A 16863-nucleotide genomic window follows, 5' to 3' on the forward strand; every position below is an offset into this window, starting at 1 on the left:
TAATGTTGGATGACGTGTCCAACATTAGGGGGGCAGTGCAATTGCGCTCCTGTGGGGTCTTCGGTTGATGCTATTCCCGTAGGAGTCGCCGCCCTCCACTTCAATCAACTGTAGATCTCACTATATATATATAGATAGTTACTAAGATACTTCCCACGTAATAGAACGATTTATGAATCGTGTATGGAAATAAAATATCCACGTCAGTTTAAATGAACTTAAATCGCTTCCTTTACCCAGTAATCTATAAGCGACTCGCTGAAAACTTCGTTAGTTCATCATTTACAACTACTTTGTCCTTGAATTTCAGTATCGCCATAAGTTCAGCTGCACTAGGATTTATTTTCTTGGATATTGAAGATTTCTTTGACAAATCTAATTCCATTTTCTCTTAGTTTGAACTCTATAATCTTACCATCATCACTGTAGATTATATGATTGCCTAGCAAATCAATTATTTTCCAATCTAAATATAGTTATCTACTTTAAGTAAAGCTTCTTCTATTATTAGGAATCCTTTAAAGCGTCACGACTCTTCGCTGCTCTCTCTTTGGATAGCCGTTTGTCTTCTTCAACATCTTTTATTTCTACGCCTACAACTGAATTAGGATTTCTATACTTGGTTCTTGCACCATTTGAAGATTTGAACCATTCATCTTCTGTTCTGGGCAAAAAGTCGTCAAATACCTCTTTTCCACGCAGTTAAAACCTTCTATGAGAACAGTTTTTTCATGGATCATCCACTTCATCAATAATTAATAGAGTTTTTTGAATCAGTTCTAAAATTGATTACAGCCAATGAAATGTACCACCCTTGACATGTTTATTCCAACGAATGCCATAGAATGTATCTGCGAATGACATAAAACAAATTTAAGCACAAAAAAAGACCCTACAAGTAGGGTCTTATTTTTGCTATTATTAAGCTTTTTGAACGTTTGTAGCTTGTAGGCCACGTTGTCCTTCTTCAATTTCAAATGTTACACTTTGACCTTCGTCTAATGATTTGAAACCTTCGCCTGAAATTGCTGAGAAATGTACGAATACGTCATCTCCTGCTTCACGCTCGATAAATCCAAAACCTTTTTCTGCATTAAACCATTTTACTGTACCTTGTTCCATAGTTGTTGCCTCCTATGTGTGGTTATCCACACAATATGTTACTACTCTTGCTCAAATACTTAGACGAAAAACAAAATCTTTTCTAAATCTGAAATAGAACAAAAATAACTCTTCTTAAGAATAACAGAGATAAGATGAAATAGCAAGTTGTTTCGTTTATTGAACAAAAGTCAACACACTCTTCAACTAAGCTAAAAATCTTATTTAATCTTATATGCTTATTAAATGATAAAGAGTTCCAGCATGCAATACTATCGTGTTATTTTAAACATTCATATCTATTCAAACAATCTTAATGTTTACTGCATCTTTTCATGCAAAGAAAGACACTGCCCAGGAATAAAATTCCCGTTCAATGTCTTTTTTAAACGACTACATTATCAGCCATATCTCTATGGAGACGGCGAGAGTCGAACCCACATCCAGTGGGCTGCATATTTTTTTATGCTTTCAAATGTTGATATATCTAGGTTTTACTCATTAGGAAGTATTACATATTCATGATACCCAAAACTTCCATACTATAATCCAATATACCTTAAAAATATAAGCAGATTCGTTGTTTCATATACTCCTTTGTGATGGAAAAATATTAAACGGTTTGCTTTTCACTTTTCACTCCCACTAATTGACCGCCACCATTTTGTAAGAACTGAATCATACCTTCAGTAGCACGGTATGTCAGTGCTGCAGCAGTTGTTGTTGGGTTTGTTACACTGAAGTGAGGGAATGCAGATGCTCCACAAACAAATAAGTTATCTATATCCCACATTTGAGAAAAGTTGTTTACCGCACTTGTACTTGGATCACTTCCCATAATCACACCACCAGCATTATGTTGAAAAGCAAGTCCACCTGTATAATGTTCAGGCATTGGAACTGGTAAAACATGAGTTGCATTCATTTTCTCTAAAATTTCAATTTGTTTTTGTTGCATAAAATCATGGATTTCACGATCGTTTTTAGAAAAATCCCATGTAATGCGAATGAGTGGGTCACCATTTTCATCTTTATAAGTTGGATCTAAGTCTAAATAATGATGTTTAAAGGGCATGGTCGCTTTTTGTGTAAATAGCATTAAGCTACGGTTTGCATAAAATAACGATTCTTTTTTAAAATCTTTCCCCCAAGTAGATGTACCAGGTGCGGTAAGATTATTTGCAATTGGTGAAGTACCCGTTATACGAAGTTCAATCTGCCCTCCGTGGATGAAGTCTAAATTCGTATGGTCAATTAGATCACCAGTATAGTCTGTGATGGCCATTCCATATGCACCTGTTGAAGCATAGTTGTTAAATTTCTTATCATCAAATAATCCAAATGAAAGTGTGATTCCGTGATGATCGGTAAAGTTTTTACCAATAACCCCCATTCCAGTTTGCGGATTATATGCATCACCAATTCCGGATAATAATAATAGTCTTACGTTATTAAAAACATAACTTGTTAGTACTACGAGGTCTGCTGGTTGTTCAAACTCTTCTCCAGTTCGTGTATCTTGATAGATGACACCTGTCGCTTTTACTCCATCATGCAAAACTCTTGTAACTTTTGCATGTGTACGAAGATCAAACTTTCCAGTTTTTTGAGCAGTCGGAATAACCGTCATAACAGGGTCTGCTTTTGCACCATATTCACAATAGTTACTTCCGCAGAATGAACAATATTGACAAGCATTTAAATGTTGTCCATCAGGATTTGTGTAAGATTCTGAAACTGTTCCGGTTGGTATCATAAATGGTTTATAACCCATATTTTTTGTCGTTTCTTCAAATATACGAATCGCCTCACTCTTTTTAAGGGGCGGAGTTGGATATGGATTTGAACGTTCTGGATAATTCGGGTCAGGCTCTCCTGAAATCCCTGCCATTTTTTCAAACTTATCAAAATAGGGTTCTAATTCATCGTACGTAATACCCCAATCTTGAATGGTCATATCAGCTGGTATTTTTCCTTTACCATACTTTTCAATAGTTTTTGATTTAATTTCAAAATCATATGGGTAATAACGGTGTGTTTGAGCACCCCAGTGAGACCCACCTCCACCAATACCTTCGCCTATAACAGCTACTGCTTTATCGCGAATAGGCGTGGCATCTTGCTCGAGTGTGTTTCGATACGTATATGTTTCTTTTGTTAGTTTTTGAAGTCCTTCCCCTCGAATTGGATACCGAACTTCATCGTGTGTTAGTTGATAATCTTTAATATTTTTTTCTTTTCCTTTATCAAGTCCAACGACATTGTATCCCGCTTTTGTTAATTCTGCAGCTACAATTCCTCCGAACCAACCGACACCTACTGTCACAACATCTGTTTTGGGTAGTTTTGTCACCATTACTTTCCACTCCTACTATTCATTTTAATGTAAATGATCGCTTAAACTTTTAGGTTCTTTTAAAATAAACTCCTTAGATTCAACTACATCAACGAATGACATGTATGCTCCTGGAAATTCTTTCATTTTCCAACCTTCCATGTTTTTATTACCACCATGCATTGGATCAGAGTAGCAACCTTCAATGGTTAACTGTCTAAGTAGACTGAAGAAGGCTGCAGACGAAACGAATTGTAATTTTATGCTACCGCTTTCAAACTCTTGTAAAATGGCAATTTGTTCATCTGCTGAAATTACGTTAAATGCTTTTTGGTGTTTTGCATTCGAAATTTCGTTTAATTTTCTTAAACCTTGAAGCATAATATCTCCGCGATTAAGTGGAGTTGCTCCATTTTTAAAAGGTCTTTCCATGTAATCATCTGCGTTTCTTCCCCAAGGAGAGGCTAATTGCTTATCGATATAAAATGGTGCACCAAGTTTAATGGCACCCGGACCATGCTCATCTTCCGGGAAAATTTGCTCTGTTGCTGCTGCCAATACGGTGAAATCTTCCGTACGAGTGAAAAACTGCAGTGCTTCACTAAAATCCTTTGTTTCATGAGTAATCCCACCTACAACTGGCTGAAGAGTTGTTACTTCATCCTTCCCCATTAGACTACCTATTGCACCACCTAGCACAAGACCGCCGACAGTCAATCCAGAATTCTTTATAAAGGTTCGTCTTGAGGAACGTTTATCTAAGACTGGATTTTCCTTTTCTAATTTTGACATATTGCAACCCCTCATATAGTGAAAAAGTAATGATTTCAGCAATCAATTATCTTAAATTCATTCTAAAGTATTAATACTATAGAACGAGCTAATTAAATTCTAACAATCTAATGAAAGCGCTTCAACCATTAAAATGTCTAGTTTTGTCTAACCATTCAACACTTTTCTAAATAGTGTTGCATGAACCTTTTAATTTTTCAGAATGTAGGTTAATATAAACGTATAACTTAAATATGTATATATAATATTCAGGTTTTTAGAATTACCATGAAGTTGGGGGATTTGGTTATGAATGGAGAAAGTAATAATGATTTAGATAGAAGAATTCAAAGGACAAAACTAAGCTTTAAGAACCACTTCATTAGTTTAATAATAGAAAAAGGATATAGAAGTGTTTCGGTCAAAGATATCGTAGAGCACGCAAATTATAATCGGAGTACTTTCTATCATTATTATAAAGATAAAGAAGATTTAACGGATGAATTAGTAACTGAAATGTTAGTTGAATTAGAAGAATCATTTCAGCGGCCATTTGCGGATATGGAAGAAGTTAGAATCCATATAATTAATCCAAGAAACTTAGCATTATTTGATCATATATATGAAAACAAAAATTTTTATACGCTTTTAATATTAACTGACACAATACCCGAGCTACACGAGAAAATCATTAATAGAATTCGAATACTCTATGATACATTAATCTTTCAAACCGACACAAAAGAGCGACTTACCAAAGAACATCTTAAAACGTATATTACATATGGAGAGTTTGGATTGATATTAGAATGGATCAAAAATGATTATGATATATCTCCATTAGAACTAGCAGAAAATATGCTTGATATTTTCACCAACCAAATACATTCAGTTCGTTTAGAAAAGTAGAAAATGAAGCTCTTCAATAGTTAACATTAAGCTCAAATGAATTTCTCATTAATGTAGCATGCATGTGTCAAATGAGTGTGCAATACCCTATTTTGACTGCATACTCGCCCCTCCTTATATGGTCTACGATATTTATAAAATGCGTTAATATCTTTTTACCGTAACTCCTTTAGCATGATTGAGCGGTCTTTCTTTAGCATTTTAATCGCTTGACTCTAGCGCCATTCAACTAGCAGAATAGCTGTACGTTCTAGGAAATTGGCGCAAAGGTATTACCTTGCTAGCGCAAACAATGAAACTTAATTAGCGATAATAAGTAATACCGTCATACTTCGTAATAGCATCATAGTGACGTCTGAGATTTCTCGTATGCTATCGTTAGGTTAGGAACTTCCGTCCCGCATATACTTACCAACATCTTGCAGTCCACGTTGTGCAGTGATCTTGTTTCTATCCGCTTGCATATGCTTACCCGTGCCGTAACTCTCCTGTAAGCCATCCCGCGCCTTTAATGGCAGCGCTCGCCCTTCATCGCAACCTTAACTATAAATGGCTTGACCTGCGATATAGTAGTGGAGGTCGGGCGCTCGTAACACCTCGACCTCTTTTTTGAGTTTTTTTTATTCAAGTTCTTTAACGGACTAGACATTCGCCCCATCTCGACGATCTGCTCGTCTTGCATTGATTCGAGATAAAACTTCGTAATATCAATTGTCGTATGGCCTAATAGCCTACTAAGTGAGTAAACGTCCGTACCCATACGTAATTGCTTCTGGGCGTAGTAGTGTCGAATGGTATGCAGTGAGCAGCGTATCGACTCAAGTACCTTCACACGCCTACCCGCAAGTCTAACGACGCGCTGTAGAGCCTCTGTTGTAAGAGGTAGCCCTCGATATGAAGTAAAGTAGTTTCTATGCGGTACGAGCTTGTCCTTGAAATAGAAGTCCTTCATACGTTCGTACAATAATTAAGTAGCGAGCGGATATTTTTCAAAATACCGTTTATATACGTTGCCTTCCGATCAATCTTCTTCAAATACATGAAATACACTTTAATATGCTGCGGCTTAACGTCGTCAACTTCATCGATATTAAAATCCGCCCCGATGAAACGAAAGATTGCGAGATTATTATTTCGATAACCCTTAATAGTTTTATCCGAATAATTTCGGACTTGTATCGAGTAAATATATTCCTCTAGAACATCGACCAATAACAAAAAAGACACCTCCCCGCAAGATTGTTTTTACACAATACTCGTAGGAAAGTGCCTTAAATAGAACGTCGTAACAAAAATCAACGATAATCCGCGTATATATCGTAACAAATACTGAAAAAACACGCGTTATAATTATTGGAATTCGTTGTAAACCTGTGTTGTGCCTGCGTTTATCTGCTAATCTCAGTCTTCACTAGCATTATGATAAACATCTTGCACATCGTCATCATCTTCGAGGATTTCGATCATTCTTTCAAACTCTTCTTCGCTTTCTTCTGGAATAGGCGTGAACATAGACGGGATCATTTCGATTTCAGCGGAGATGAATTCGATGCCGTCTTCTTCAAGCTTTTCTTTTACTTCCAAGAAGTCACCTGGTTCTGTAACAATTTCAAAGCCTTCTTCAGTAGACTCGATATCTTCAGCGCCCGCTTCAAGAGCAGCCAACATAATCATATCTTCGTCAGTGTTTTCTGTACGTTCGATGAATAAACGGCCTTTGCGGTCAAACATATAAGCGACTGATCCGCTGGCGCCTAGATTTCCACCATTTCTTGAGAATGCAACTCTGACATTCGGTGCTGTTCGGTTTCTGTTTTCAGTTAAACAGTAAACGAGAACGGCAACGCCGCCTGGGCCGTATCCTTCATAAACGACTTCTTCATAGTTTTCATCTGCTCCTGCACCGGTTGCTTTGTCGAGTGCTCGTTTTACAACATCATTTGGTACGTTTGCACTTTTTGCTTTTTCAATGGCTAACCGTAGACCAGGGTTCATTTCTGGATCTGCGCCTTGTTTTGCCGCCATATAAATCTCTCTTGACATCTTTTGAAATATTTTTCCGCGCTTCGCATCTTGTGCGCCTTTACGGTTTTTAATATTATTCCACTTGGAATGCCCTGCCATGATGCAGCCCCCCTATTTTTTCATCCGTTCTACATTATACCATAATTTCGGCCAATGTGAGAGTGCGGACTCAGTAAATAGCATGAGGTTTTTCACTTGTCTATCTTGTGAACGCTGAGGTAATGAAAAGAAATGCAACCATTCACGTAATAACTCATTCGGGAATAATAATAATGTTTTTGAGGCATTATCCAATTTTCTCAGGGATGGCTGTTCATTGACAAGAAATTCGATATCATAATCGATTTGAGGTAAAACTCGATGTATCCATAAAGCAATTTCAGTTCCAGGCGGTCCAGTACACGTTAAATCAAAATCAATAAAACGAATGACATCGTGTTTATCGCGTAAAATATTATGATGAACGACATCACCATGCAACAAAGTTTCTTTTTCTTCTGACTCACCTGTTTTTCTAACTAAGTGAAGCGCATTTTTCGCATACTTCAGGATTTCATCGAAATTATTTTTTCCAATATACTTCACACAGTCTTCCCGTATGTTTTCAAAACGATTTATTCTGTCAGACCATTTCATTTCCAATGTGTAGGGATGTAAGTACGGTTCCGCCGGCCAATTAACGAGCGATCCTGTATTGTGCAATGCAGTTAATGCTTCGAGGGAGTCGGTTCGATCTGCTCTTTTTTTAAAGTTAACAGACCTAGCTCCCTCTAACCAAGGCTGCATAAATGTTAACTGATGCTCATTTGATAACACTGGGACAATATGTGGAAATGAAATCGAATTCAATGTATCATGCACAGTTTTTACTTTTAGTGCAATAGCTGAAAAGTCATATTGCTTTACTGAATAAAATAGCCCATCTCGTTCTAACTTCCAGACATTGCTATTTATTTGCTCTAACTTTCCATCTAATTTCATAGCTTCCTAATAGTTCCCTGGCCAATTTTGGTAGGGGCTATTGTTCTGGTAGGGCATTGCCTGGATTGGTTGATTGCAAGAATTGCAGTAATTCATTTGCTGTACCGACATTGGTTGTTGTTGATACATCGGCATCATACCTTGCCCACAACCACATGGTTGCATCATAGGTTGTTGATATTGGTGTTGTGGCTGTCCACACCCACATGGGGACGCGGAATGTGCCGGATATGCTGGATACGGCTGATAGCTTTCGTACTGACTGTAATTATCCATTCCTTGAGGGAGCATACTGTAAGGTTGAATAGCCTCTTCGTCCATTATATCCTCAACTTCTGCAGCAATATTTTCCATTGCCTCTACTTCTTGCTTTTCAGCTTTCATATCATGCATAGGTGATTCTTCAAAATGGATATTTGGTATTTTATTAAATTTAATATCTTCCTCAAATTGGATAGCTGGAGACTCCATCATTTTCCACTCTTGTCGCAATGGCATTACAGGCATTTCTGGCATTTCCGGCATCGCTGGGATATTCTCATGTTGTGTTGGTAATTGTTGTGTCGGCGGATACGGCATCGGCTGCATTTGGCTTGGGTGCACATAGGAAAAACAATCTGGGTCATAAATCGGCATCCATCCGCATGGAATACCATAAAATTGCATGGGTTGTTGTTGAATAGGCTGCATTTGTTGATTTGGTTGCATTGGTTGCATCGCTTGAATTGGTTGAACCGGTTGCGGCATTTGGTAATGCATTACATTTTCTGATGGCTTTTCCTGAATAGGTTGTGCTGTTGGTTGTTGTTTTGCTTTTGGCATTTCTGGTCTTGCTACTTCTTGGACTATAGGTGCAGGTTTAGCTTTCGGCGCAACAGGCTTTTTGTCCGCTGCTCCAGAAACTACGGGCGGCTTTGAAACTGGTTTCTGTTGAGGTGGTGGTGCAACACTCTCCGTTACTGGTGCAACTTTAACCGGTGCTTTTTCCATCTTCGTCTCTGCACGAACACTTGGTTTAGTAGCTGGAGCATTTTCTTTTGGTCTTACTGGGACTGAAATTTTCATCCCTGGAACAATATAATCTGGGTTAGCGAGGTGTGCATTCACCCGCTTCAATTCATCAAAAGAAACACCGTATTGTCTCGATATTTTCCAAAGTGTGTCACCTTTTTGAACAATATGAACTTCCACTAAAAAAATTCCCCCTTCCATCAACTCATCGTATGAGTGGACACTCGCCTTTGTGACCTCTTTTTTGCAAGCAGTCCCTTGATGTCATTTATATGCGGGAGAAGCGTTAATATGCAAAAAACCGCAACGTCCAATTAGGACATTGCGGTTGATCCTTCATATGTATAATACGTGCCAAATGAGCGAACTGAGCACCCTAGCGCTTCAAGTTCCTCTAACGCACCTTTCATCATCGGTTCTGTTTCTGACTCGACAACATCAATGATAAAAAAATAATTTCCAAGTCCAGTTTTTAATGGCCTTGATTCAATTTTACTGAGATTCAATCTGCGCCAAGAAAAAACAGAAAGCACTTGGTGAAGCATACCTGAACGATCATCTTCTGGAAGTTTGACCATCAGCGTCGTTTTGGGAACTTCTAAATGATTCGGAACTTCCAACTGTCCTTTTTGAAGTGACAAAACTACGAATCTCGTATGATTAAAATGGAAATCATGAATTTTTTCTTCAGCGATATGTAAGTCATATTTTTTTGCAGCAAGACGGTTTCCGATTGCGGCAATTTTCTCATCAGGATTTTCAGAGATATATTTCGCCGCTGCTGCGGTCGAAGTTGTTTGAATGAGCGGTACATTTCGATAATGATACAACAAAAATTTATGGCATTGTGCAAGTGCATGTGGATGCGATTGAACGGATTCAATGTCGTCCATAAATGCAGCTTGCTTTTTATTGACCATAAGATGTTGTTCGATCGGAATTGACAACTCTGCGTTTATAAACAAATCACGTTCGTTGTACATATAATCGATTGTTAATGGAACGGAACCTTCTAATGCATTTTCTAATGGAACGACTGCGTAAGTTGCACGCCCAGCACTTACCGCCTCGATACAATCAGGGATTGTTGGTTGCGGTGACAAGCCTGACGCTCCAAAAAGATAAGAAGCCGCAACATGTGTAAACGAAGCTTCAGGTCCTAAATAAGCAATGATAGGTGTAAATTTATCGGTACTCAAACGATTTCCTCCCTTATTAAAGTGCACCAGAACTTATGACAGATACGGAATCGACAAAATCTGGACTTTTTAATTGTTGGATAAATGTATCCATCTTAATTTCCATTTTTGTAACGTCAAGTGATAATGTTATATTAGCCCTCGCTTGGACTGGAATCGTTTGATGAATCGTGAGTACATTGCATTTGGCATCCGAAACGATGCCAAGCAATGTAGCAAGGGATCCTTTACGATCTTCAAGCTGAATGAAAATCGTTAATATCCGTTCACGTGCAATGGATTCAAAAGGAAAAACTGTATCACGATATTTATAAAAAGCACTGCGTGAAAGCCCAACCTTTTTTACAGCTTGTTGAATGGTTGTGGCTTCACCAGTAGAGAGTAACTGTTTTACTTCAATCGTTTTCTGCATTGACTCTGTAAGGACATCTTCCCTTACAAGATAAAAACGGCCATCGCCTAACTGCTTCATAAAATCCCCCTTGCCATGCTCTTTTTACTCGATAAATTCAAATTCGAAGCCAAGAATACGAACGATGTCTCCGTTTTTAGCACCGCGCGCCCGAAGTTCATCATCGATTCCCATTGCACGCATTTGTCTTGCGAATTTACGAATAGACGCGTCAAAATTAAAGTCCGTCATTTTAAACAGACGTTCAATTGTATAACCCGTAAGCACATAAGCCCCGTCATCATCACGTGAAACTTTGAATTCAGATGCTTGACCTTCGTGTTTATAAAGAACGGATTTATCACTTTCTTCTTCGATATCCACAATCGGAAATTCAGGTGTTACATCGATTAAATCGGCGATTGTGAAAAGAAGTGGATCGAGTCCTTTTCGAGTAACCGCGGAAATTGGAAAGATTTTAACATCGTCACCAATTTTTTCTTTGAATATCCGTAGGTTTTCCTCCGAATCTGGCATGTCCATTTTATTGGCCACAACCACTTGTGGTCGCTCTGTTAAGCGCAAATTATATTGCTTTAATTCTTCATTAATCGTTATATAGTCTTCGTATGGGTCTCGTCCTTCCATCGCTGACATGTCAACGACGTGAACAATAACGCGCGTTCGCTCGATATGTCTTAAAAATTGATGACCTAAACCAACACCTTCATGCGCGCCTTCTATCAAGCCAGGTAAATCTGCAATTGCAAAACTGCGTCCATCATCTGTTTCTACCATTCCAAGATTCGGAACGAGTGTAGTAAAATGATAATCGGCAATTTTCGGTTTTGCAGCTGAAACGACGGATAGGAGTGTGGATTTCCCGACACTTGGAAAACCAACAAGTCCCGCATCTGCAAGAACTTTTAATTCTAAACTGATTTCTTTTTCAACGCCTGGTTCACCCATTTCAGAAAGTTCAGGTGCAGGATTTTGAGATGAGACAAAACGGCTATTACCACGTCCACCACGCCCGCCTCGAGCAATGACTGCTGTTTGCCCGTGTTCAACTAAATCAGCGATGACAGCACCCGTCTCGTTGTCTGTAACGACTGTTCCGGGTGGGACTTTAACGATCATATCTTCAGCGTTTCTACCATGTTTCCCTTTACTCATTCCGTGATCGCCTCGTGGTGCTTTAAAATGACGTTGATAGCGGAAATCCATTAATGTGCGTAAACCTTCTTCTACGATAAAAATAACGTTGGCACCGTCACCACCGTCACCGCCAGATGGTCCACCTAGTGGTACATATTTTTCCCGGCGAAATGAAACCATTCCATCGCCGCCGTCACCACCTTTTACATAAATTTTAACGTGATCAACAAACATATTGTTTCCTCCTATTGTCCAAGTAACTTGAACGTCCATAAATTATGGGTAATGATTTCTTCAACAACTATATTATCGGGTTTAGTTATCTTTTTATTCGTTTCAGGTAATTGACCATCGATTGCTACAGTGAGCGACCAATTTGTTTCGTCAGCGAAAACGTCAAAGTGCACTTCATAATCGGAAAACGGATCAAGCACTTCGTCAATATTGTTAAATAAAGTGCTTAAATATTCGACAAGATCGCCATCAATTACTTGTCGATGTCCTTTTTTCAGATTACAAGTTAGCGTGCTACGAAATGCCGTATAAATCCAGTCAAATGTGAGTATCCATTCTTGGACTTTGGGTAAACCAAGTGCAGACAATTGAGCGTCTTGTTTCATTGCATCAGTCGTTTTCAATATCGCATTTCTAGCTTCCGAGGGATTCCCGAGATCAAGGTACATTAAGATAATTTGTAGCTCATTCATAAAATCATGTCTCATAAATGATATTAATTCATTTGGCGTTAATGGTCCTTTACTCATTCCTCCACACCCCCATCAATTCTAGATCTAACTACAGTATAGCATTTCTTCACGTATTTACGATATTGAACTAAAAAAAAGTAGTTTTTTGTTTGCGGGGTGGTGTTTGGAAAAGCGTTATGGTGAAAACGTTGCGTTCTCGGGCTGAAACGTTGCGAACTTAAAGCGAAACGTTGCGTTCTCAGGCCGAAACGTTGCGCTCTCGTAAAAACGTTGCGTTCTCGAGGCGAAACGTTGCCTACTCAACGGAAAACATTTCCTTCTACCTGTGTCAAAAAAAAAGAGGACTGCATGTACTTCTGCAGTCCTCTCAATCTATTAATTTTTATAAATTAAGCTTCTTGAGCTTCAGCATATACGCTTACTTTCGTTTTACTGCGGCCGTAACGCTCAAAGCGTACGACGCCGTCAATTTTCGCGAAAAGAGTATCGTCGCTGCCGAGACCAACGTTTTCACCTGGGTGAATTTTAGTTCCGCGTTGACGATAAAGGATTGATCCGCCTGTAACGAATTGTCCGTCAGAGCGTTTTGCGCCAAGACGTTTAGACTGTGAGTCACGACCGTTTCTAGTTGAACCTGCCCCTTTTTTCGATGCGAAAAACTGGAGATCTAATCGTAGCATGTGTGCCACCTCCTACTTTTTGAAGATGATTTTTATATGGTGCCCGTAGTCCATTTCAATCGTCTGTAAAGAAACAATCATCGCTTGTACAATTAATTGAATATCGTCATCTTTTTCACTAACTTTAGGAAGTAAGACTTTCAAATACCCGCCGCCGTCTCCTTGGAGAATTTCGGGGGTAATGCCAGTAAGCGCGATAATGGCATTCACAGCACCAAAAGATACTGCGGAAGCACCTGCACAAACAAGATCTTTTCCATGTTCTGCAAAATCAGCATGACCTGACATTTCAAATGCGTGTATGCGGTCTGATCGATCTTTCGTAATCGTCACTGTAATCATGGATTAAGCGTTAATTCCGTCGATCACTACTTTTGTGAACGGCTGACGATGACCTAGTTTTCTGTGATAGTTCTTTTTTGGCTTATATTTGAAAACAGTAATTTTTTTACCGCGGCCTTGTTCAACGACTTTAGCTGTAACAGTAGCGCCTTCCACGAATGGAACGCCAACTTTTACATCGTCTCCACCTACGAATAAAACTTTGTCAAAAGTGACAACATCGTTTACTTCGCCAGCAACTTTCTCAATGAAAATTTCTTGGCCTTGTTCAACTTTAACTTGTTTTCCACCAGTTTCAATAATTGCGTACATACTTGCACCTCCTCATAAACTCAGACTCGCCTTCAAAGGTGACCCTCATCGGATTCTTGAACCTTTTCAGTGCGGTTGTAGCACAGGTGCGCTACAATCAATAACATTAAAATATTACCACGTAGAAATCATTTCGTCAACTCATTTATTTTTAATTTAATAAAGGCTTGTTCGTATTTACGAAAACGGAACGAAGCATAATTTTGAATGAACAAAAAGACAGCCAATAATAGGTATGGAACTGAATTTGGCAAATGAAAAATTAATGCGATTGAGATAATCGCTAGCATAAACATTGAGAAAAGGAGCATCATAGATTTTGTGCTAGATTCAAATCCTTTTGTTTCTAAAGCAGCAGCGAGTGCCTGCCCACCGTCCAACGGCAATATAGGCAGTAAATTGAGACCTAGTAAAAACAGTTGTGTTTTCATCACAATTTCATTTCCCGGAAACTCAAAAGTGAGCGATATAAAGAGGAGTAACATAGTTGCCGCAGGACCACCGAGTGCGAGATACATTCGATGACTCCTTTTTGCGGTCAGTCTCCCTGGTATAACTAATTCGCCACCATAAGGCATAATCGTACACGATCGGACCCGGAGTCCTAGTATGTATGCACTAATGAGGTGACCGATTTCATGAAATAAAAGAGATATGAAAATGATTGTATAAACAGATATGTCTCCAGATATAATAAAAAAGAAAAAGACCGGAAGAAGAACCGGGTGCAAGCGGAATTTCATTCAACCAAACCTGATAAATACGCTGGAAGTAAAGATGAATCTAAATGTTGGCCGTCGCGTTTGACCGTAATGTAAATGGCTTCCTCATCCATAAATGCGAGCGTGTCCCCTTTACTGACAGAAGTATAAGGCAGTTTTTCGAACGTCCCGACAAAACCATATGTCACTTCATCTCCGTCATCATACAGAACAGTAACGGTTTTTCCAGTATCCCGTGTGATGCCCGTGAAGACAACAAGCCCATTCGATTGTGCTTCAATAGAGATTGGAACGGAGTAAGATACGAGTACACCGTTTTTAAATGGTTGCATAGACTCATAGGCAGGTAGTAGTCCACTATCATGACTAACCACTGTTATTTCATCTTCGGGTTGCTTAATCATTGAAGAAACCCATTTTTTCATCGTAACAAAGTCCTCACCTGTCGTCACGTATTGCGTAACGGGTTTACCGATAGTTCCCGCACCTTCTAATTTAGCCACGCCGATGACGCCAATTGTAAACAAAATCGCAATAATCCACTTCGTACGCCACTTCATCCATATACACCACCCATTTTTCTCAGTATATGTACACAAGGCGTAAAATAGTAATAGGCTTTTGTATAGACGCTGACGTTTCAAATAATTTCAGAAGTAATGATTTCCAGCAAATAAAAAAATAGCATAGGAGATAAGTGAAAACCTCCCATACTATCCATACTTAAGCTTTTGAAAAGATTGATTTAATTCGCCCGAAAAATCCTTTATTGCTTGCGTCAAATGACATTAAAGGAACAGATTCTCCAAGGATTCTGCGTGAGATGTTGCGGTAGCCGATTGCAGCTGGATTATTCGGGTCCATCACGACAGGTTCTCCTTTGTTGGACGAGCTAATGACATTCTCATCGTCCAAAACAATTCCTAGAAGATCTATAGATAAATGCGTCGTAATATCATTCACATCAAGTGCGTCACCAGAATTCATAAGATGGCGCTTGATGCGATTAATAATTAGTTTTGGTGGTTCGATATCCTCTTGTTCGAGCAGCCCAATAATTCGGTCCGCGTCTCGAACAGCTGAAATTTCAGGTGTCGTTACAACAATGGCACGGTCAGCACCAGCTACTGCGTTTTTGTACCCTTGCTCAATTCCTGCAGGACAATCAATTAAAATATAATCATAATCACGTTTCAATTCAGTAATTAATGTTTTCATCTGCTCTGTGTTCACTGCATTTTTATCTGTCGTCTGTGCAGCAGGAAGTAAAAAGAGACCATCTTCGAATCGCTTATCTTTCACAAGCGCTTGTTGAACTTTACAACGTCCTTCAACGACATCAACCAAATCATAAATAATTCGATTTTCAAGTCCGAGAATGACGTCAAGATTTCGTAAGCCAATGTCGGTATCTACGAGACAAACTTTTTTCCCTTGAAGCGCCAACGCAGTTCCAAGGTTTGCTGTTGTCGTCGTTTTACCAACACCACCCTTACCTGATGTAATAACAATAGCTTCTCCCAAACTAGATGCCCCCTTTGAATGTAGATAGTTGTGGCCGGAGGATCCGGAGCTCCTGCAACCGGTCAATCGCGATAAATCCTTTCGGATGGAGATATGCGCATTCCATTTCTGGTCGTTCGGACAAAATGGTGATCTCATCCGTCATTAACTGAACTTCTTCGGCAATCAATAAATGAGTTGCTTCGAGCCATGACGCCGCAATAACCGCATCGCGATTGCCATTAGATCCAGCATGAGCAATTCCTTTTAAACGTCCAAGAACATAAATGCTGCCCGCTGCAACAACTCGGCCGTTCGGATTGACATCACCAATGATAACAAGATCTCCGTCTGCCGTGACCACTTGTCCGGAACGCACGATACCTATGAATGTCTCGGATTGTTTTTCTTGTATTCTTGTATTGCATTCTTCCATTGTAATAACATCACTTTGAATCTTTGATACACGTAAATTTGGTGAGCCGTGAATAATATTCATGATTTCTTTTAAATCACTTTCACTACAGTATCGATTGCCTGTGTCAACTCGCACTTCAGCAAGTCCATCCAATCCATCTTCGGCCACCTTTTTACGAAGTTCGGCAAGTAAATCAGAATAGGCACATTTATCATCGAGCCGAAGAACGAGACCGTCTTTCGTCCCTTTGATTACTACATACTGTTGCTGTTTCGTCAATTGCGTCACCCCGTATTTC

General features: G+C 39.1%; 22 protein-coding genes and 1 other annotated feature. Of the genes, 1 reads left to right on the forward strand and 21 read right to left on the reverse strand.

The genetic code is table 11. The annotated features are described in order from the left end of the window. Window positions 1–244 precede the first annotated feature (244 nt). From AC25Y1_RS18400 to AC25Y1_RS18420, 5 genes are all read right to left on the reverse strand, one after another. A complete protein-coding gene (locus AC25Y1_RS18400; RefSeq protein WP_488149467.1) occupies window positions 245–373 on the reverse strand; it encodes a hypothetical protein in 129 nt (42 codons plus the stop codon). A gap of 134 nt (window positions 374–507) precedes the next feature. Beyond that, entirely contained in the window at window positions 508–672 is a 165-nt protein-coding gene (locus AC25Y1_RS18405) for a hypothetical protein (protein ID WP_488149468.1), read from the reverse strand. Between the two features lie 249 nt (window positions 673–921). Then, the gene (locus AC25Y1_RS18410) at window positions 922–1122 is read right to left on the reverse strand and encodes a cold-shock protein (RefSeq protein ID WP_488149469.1); all 201 of its coding nucleotides are present in this window, start codon (window positions 1120–1122) and stop codon (window positions 922–924) included. A gap of 592 nt (window positions 1123–1714) precedes the next feature. Continuing rightward, on the reverse strand, window positions 1715–3457 hold the full coding sequence (locus AC25Y1_RS18415; RefSeq protein WP_488149470.1) for a GMC family oxidoreductase: 1743 nt from the start codon (window positions 3455–3457) through the stop codon (window positions 1715–1717). 24 nt (window positions 3458–3481) lie between these two features. Beyond that, the gene (locus tag AC25Y1_RS18420; RefSeq protein ID WP_488149471.1) at window positions 3482–4228 is read right to left on the reverse strand and encodes a gluconate 2-dehydrogenase subunit 3 family protein; all 747 of its coding nucleotides are present in this window, start codon (window positions 4226–4228) and stop codon (window positions 3482–3484) included. Between the two features lie 288 nt (window positions 4229–4516). On the opposite strand from AC25Y1_RS18420, the gene AC25Y1_RS18425 reads away from it, so the two are divergent. After that, entirely contained in the window at window positions 4517–5116 is a 600-nt protein-coding gene (locus AC25Y1_RS18425) for a TetR/AcrR family transcriptional regulator (protein WP_488149472.1), read from the forward strand. A 508-nt stretch (window positions 5117–5624) separates the two neighbouring features. Here the strand turns inward: AC25Y1_RS18425 and AC25Y1_RS18430 are convergent. The 16 genes from AC25Y1_RS18430 to AC25Y1_RS18505 all read right to left on the reverse strand — a co-directional run bounded on the left by AC25Y1_RS18430 (window position 5625) and on the right by AC25Y1_RS18505 (window position 16853). After that, the gene (locus AC25Y1_RS18430) at window positions 5625–6068 is read right to left on the reverse strand and encodes a tyrosine-type recombinase/integrase (protein ID WP_488149512.1); all 444 of its coding nucleotides are present in this window, start codon (window positions 6066–6068) and stop codon (window positions 5625–5627) included. Then, a complete protein-coding gene (locus AC25Y1_RS18435) occupies window positions 6065–6334 on the reverse strand; it encodes a hypothetical protein (protein WP_488149473.1) in 270 nt (89 codons plus the stop codon). The genes AC25Y1_RS18430 and AC25Y1_RS18435 overlap by 4 nt, the downstream gene beginning before the upstream one ends. A gap of 183 nt (window positions 6335–6517) precedes the next feature. Further along, window positions 6518–7240 carry a YebC/PmpR family DNA-binding transcriptional regulator gene (locus tag AC25Y1_RS18440; protein ID WP_488149474.1) on the reverse strand — a complete coding sequence of 241 codons (723 nt, stop codon included), beginning with the start codon at window positions 7238–7240 and terminating at the stop codon, window positions 6518–6520. Window positions 7241–7252: 12 nt separating this feature from the next. Continuing rightward, window positions 7253–8122 (reverse strand): phosphotransferase, encoded by an 870-nt coding sequence (locus tag AC25Y1_RS18445; RefSeq protein WP_488149475.1) that lies wholly within the window; start codon window positions 8120–8122, stop codon window positions 7253–7255. Between the two features lie 6 nt (window positions 8123–8128). Continuing rightward, window positions 8129–9313, reverse strand: coding sequence for a SafA/ExsA family spore coat assembly protein (gene safA / locus AC25Y1_RS18450; RefSeq protein ID WP_488149476.1), 1185 nt, complete (start codon window positions 9311–9313; stop codon window positions 8129–8131). Window positions 9314–9447: 134 nt separating this feature from the next. Beyond that, on the reverse strand, window positions 9448–10332 hold the full coding sequence (gene pheA, locus AC25Y1_RS18455) for a prephenate dehydratase (protein WP_488149477.1): 885 nt from the start codon (window positions 10330–10332) through the stop codon (window positions 9448–9450). Window positions 10333–10348: 16 nt separating this feature from the next. Then, window positions 10349–10804: an ACT domain-containing protein gene (locus AC25Y1_RS18460; protein ID WP_488149478.1), complete on the reverse strand. Its 456-nt coding sequence runs from the start codon at window positions 10802–10804 to the stop codon at window positions 10349–10351. Window positions 10805–10828: 24 nt separating this feature from the next. Beyond that, the gene (gene obgE, locus AC25Y1_RS18465) at window positions 10829–12115 is read right to left on the reverse strand and encodes a GTPase ObgE (RefSeq protein ID WP_488149479.1); all 1287 of its coding nucleotides are present in this window, start codon (window positions 12113–12115) and stop codon (window positions 10829–10831) included. Between the two features lie 11 nt (window positions 12116–12126). After that, entirely contained in the window at window positions 12127–12645 is a 519-nt protein-coding gene (locus AC25Y1_RS18470) for a Spo0B domain-containing protein (RefSeq protein WP_488149480.1), read from the reverse strand. Window positions 12646–12977: 332 nt separating this feature from the next. Next, a complete protein-coding gene (rpmA, locus tag AC25Y1_RS18475; RefSeq protein ID WP_488149481.1) occupies window positions 12978–13268 on the reverse strand; it encodes a 50S ribosomal protein L27 in 291 nt (96 codons plus the stop codon). A 12-nt stretch (window positions 13269–13280) separates the two neighbouring features. Beyond that, window positions 13281–13610, reverse strand: a complete 330-nt coding sequence (locus AC25Y1_RS18480; protein WP_488149482.1) for a ribosomal-processing cysteine protease Prp — start codon at window positions 13608–13610, stop codon at window positions 13281–13283. Between the two features lie 3 nt (window positions 13611–13613). Next, window positions 13614–13922: a 50S ribosomal protein L21 gene (gene rplU / locus AC25Y1_RS18485; protein ID WP_172369044.1), complete on the reverse strand. Its 309-nt coding sequence runs from the start codon at window positions 13920–13922 to the stop codon at window positions 13614–13616. Between the two features lie 12 nt (window positions 13923–13934). Then, window positions 13935–14009, reverse strand: a sequence feature (ribosomal protein L21 leader region). Window positions 14010–14050: 41 nt separating this feature from the next. Further along, complete coding sequence (locus AC25Y1_RS18490; RefSeq protein WP_488149483.1) at window positions 14051–14440, reverse strand: hypothetical protein; 390 nt, start codon at window positions 14438–14440, stop codon at window positions 14051–14053. A gap of 221 nt (window positions 14441–14661) precedes the next feature. Further along, window positions 14662–15204, reverse strand: coding sequence for a hypothetical protein (locus tag AC25Y1_RS18495; protein WP_488149484.1), 543 nt, complete (start codon window positions 15202–15204; stop codon window positions 14662–14664). A 163-nt stretch (window positions 15205–15367) separates the two neighbouring features. Then, window positions 15368–16168, reverse strand: a complete 801-nt coding sequence (gene minD / locus AC25Y1_RS18500; RefSeq protein ID WP_488149485.1) for a septum site-determining protein MinD — start codon at window positions 16166–16168, stop codon at window positions 15368–15370. Window position 16169: 1 nt separating this feature from the next. Continuing rightward, entirely contained in the window at window positions 16170–16853 is a 684-nt protein-coding gene (locus tag AC25Y1_RS18505; protein WP_488149486.1) for a septum site-determining protein MinC, read from the reverse strand. Window positions 16854–16863 lie beyond the last annotated feature (10 nt).

This window comes from Sporosarcina sp. Y1009, from assembly GCF_057669865.1.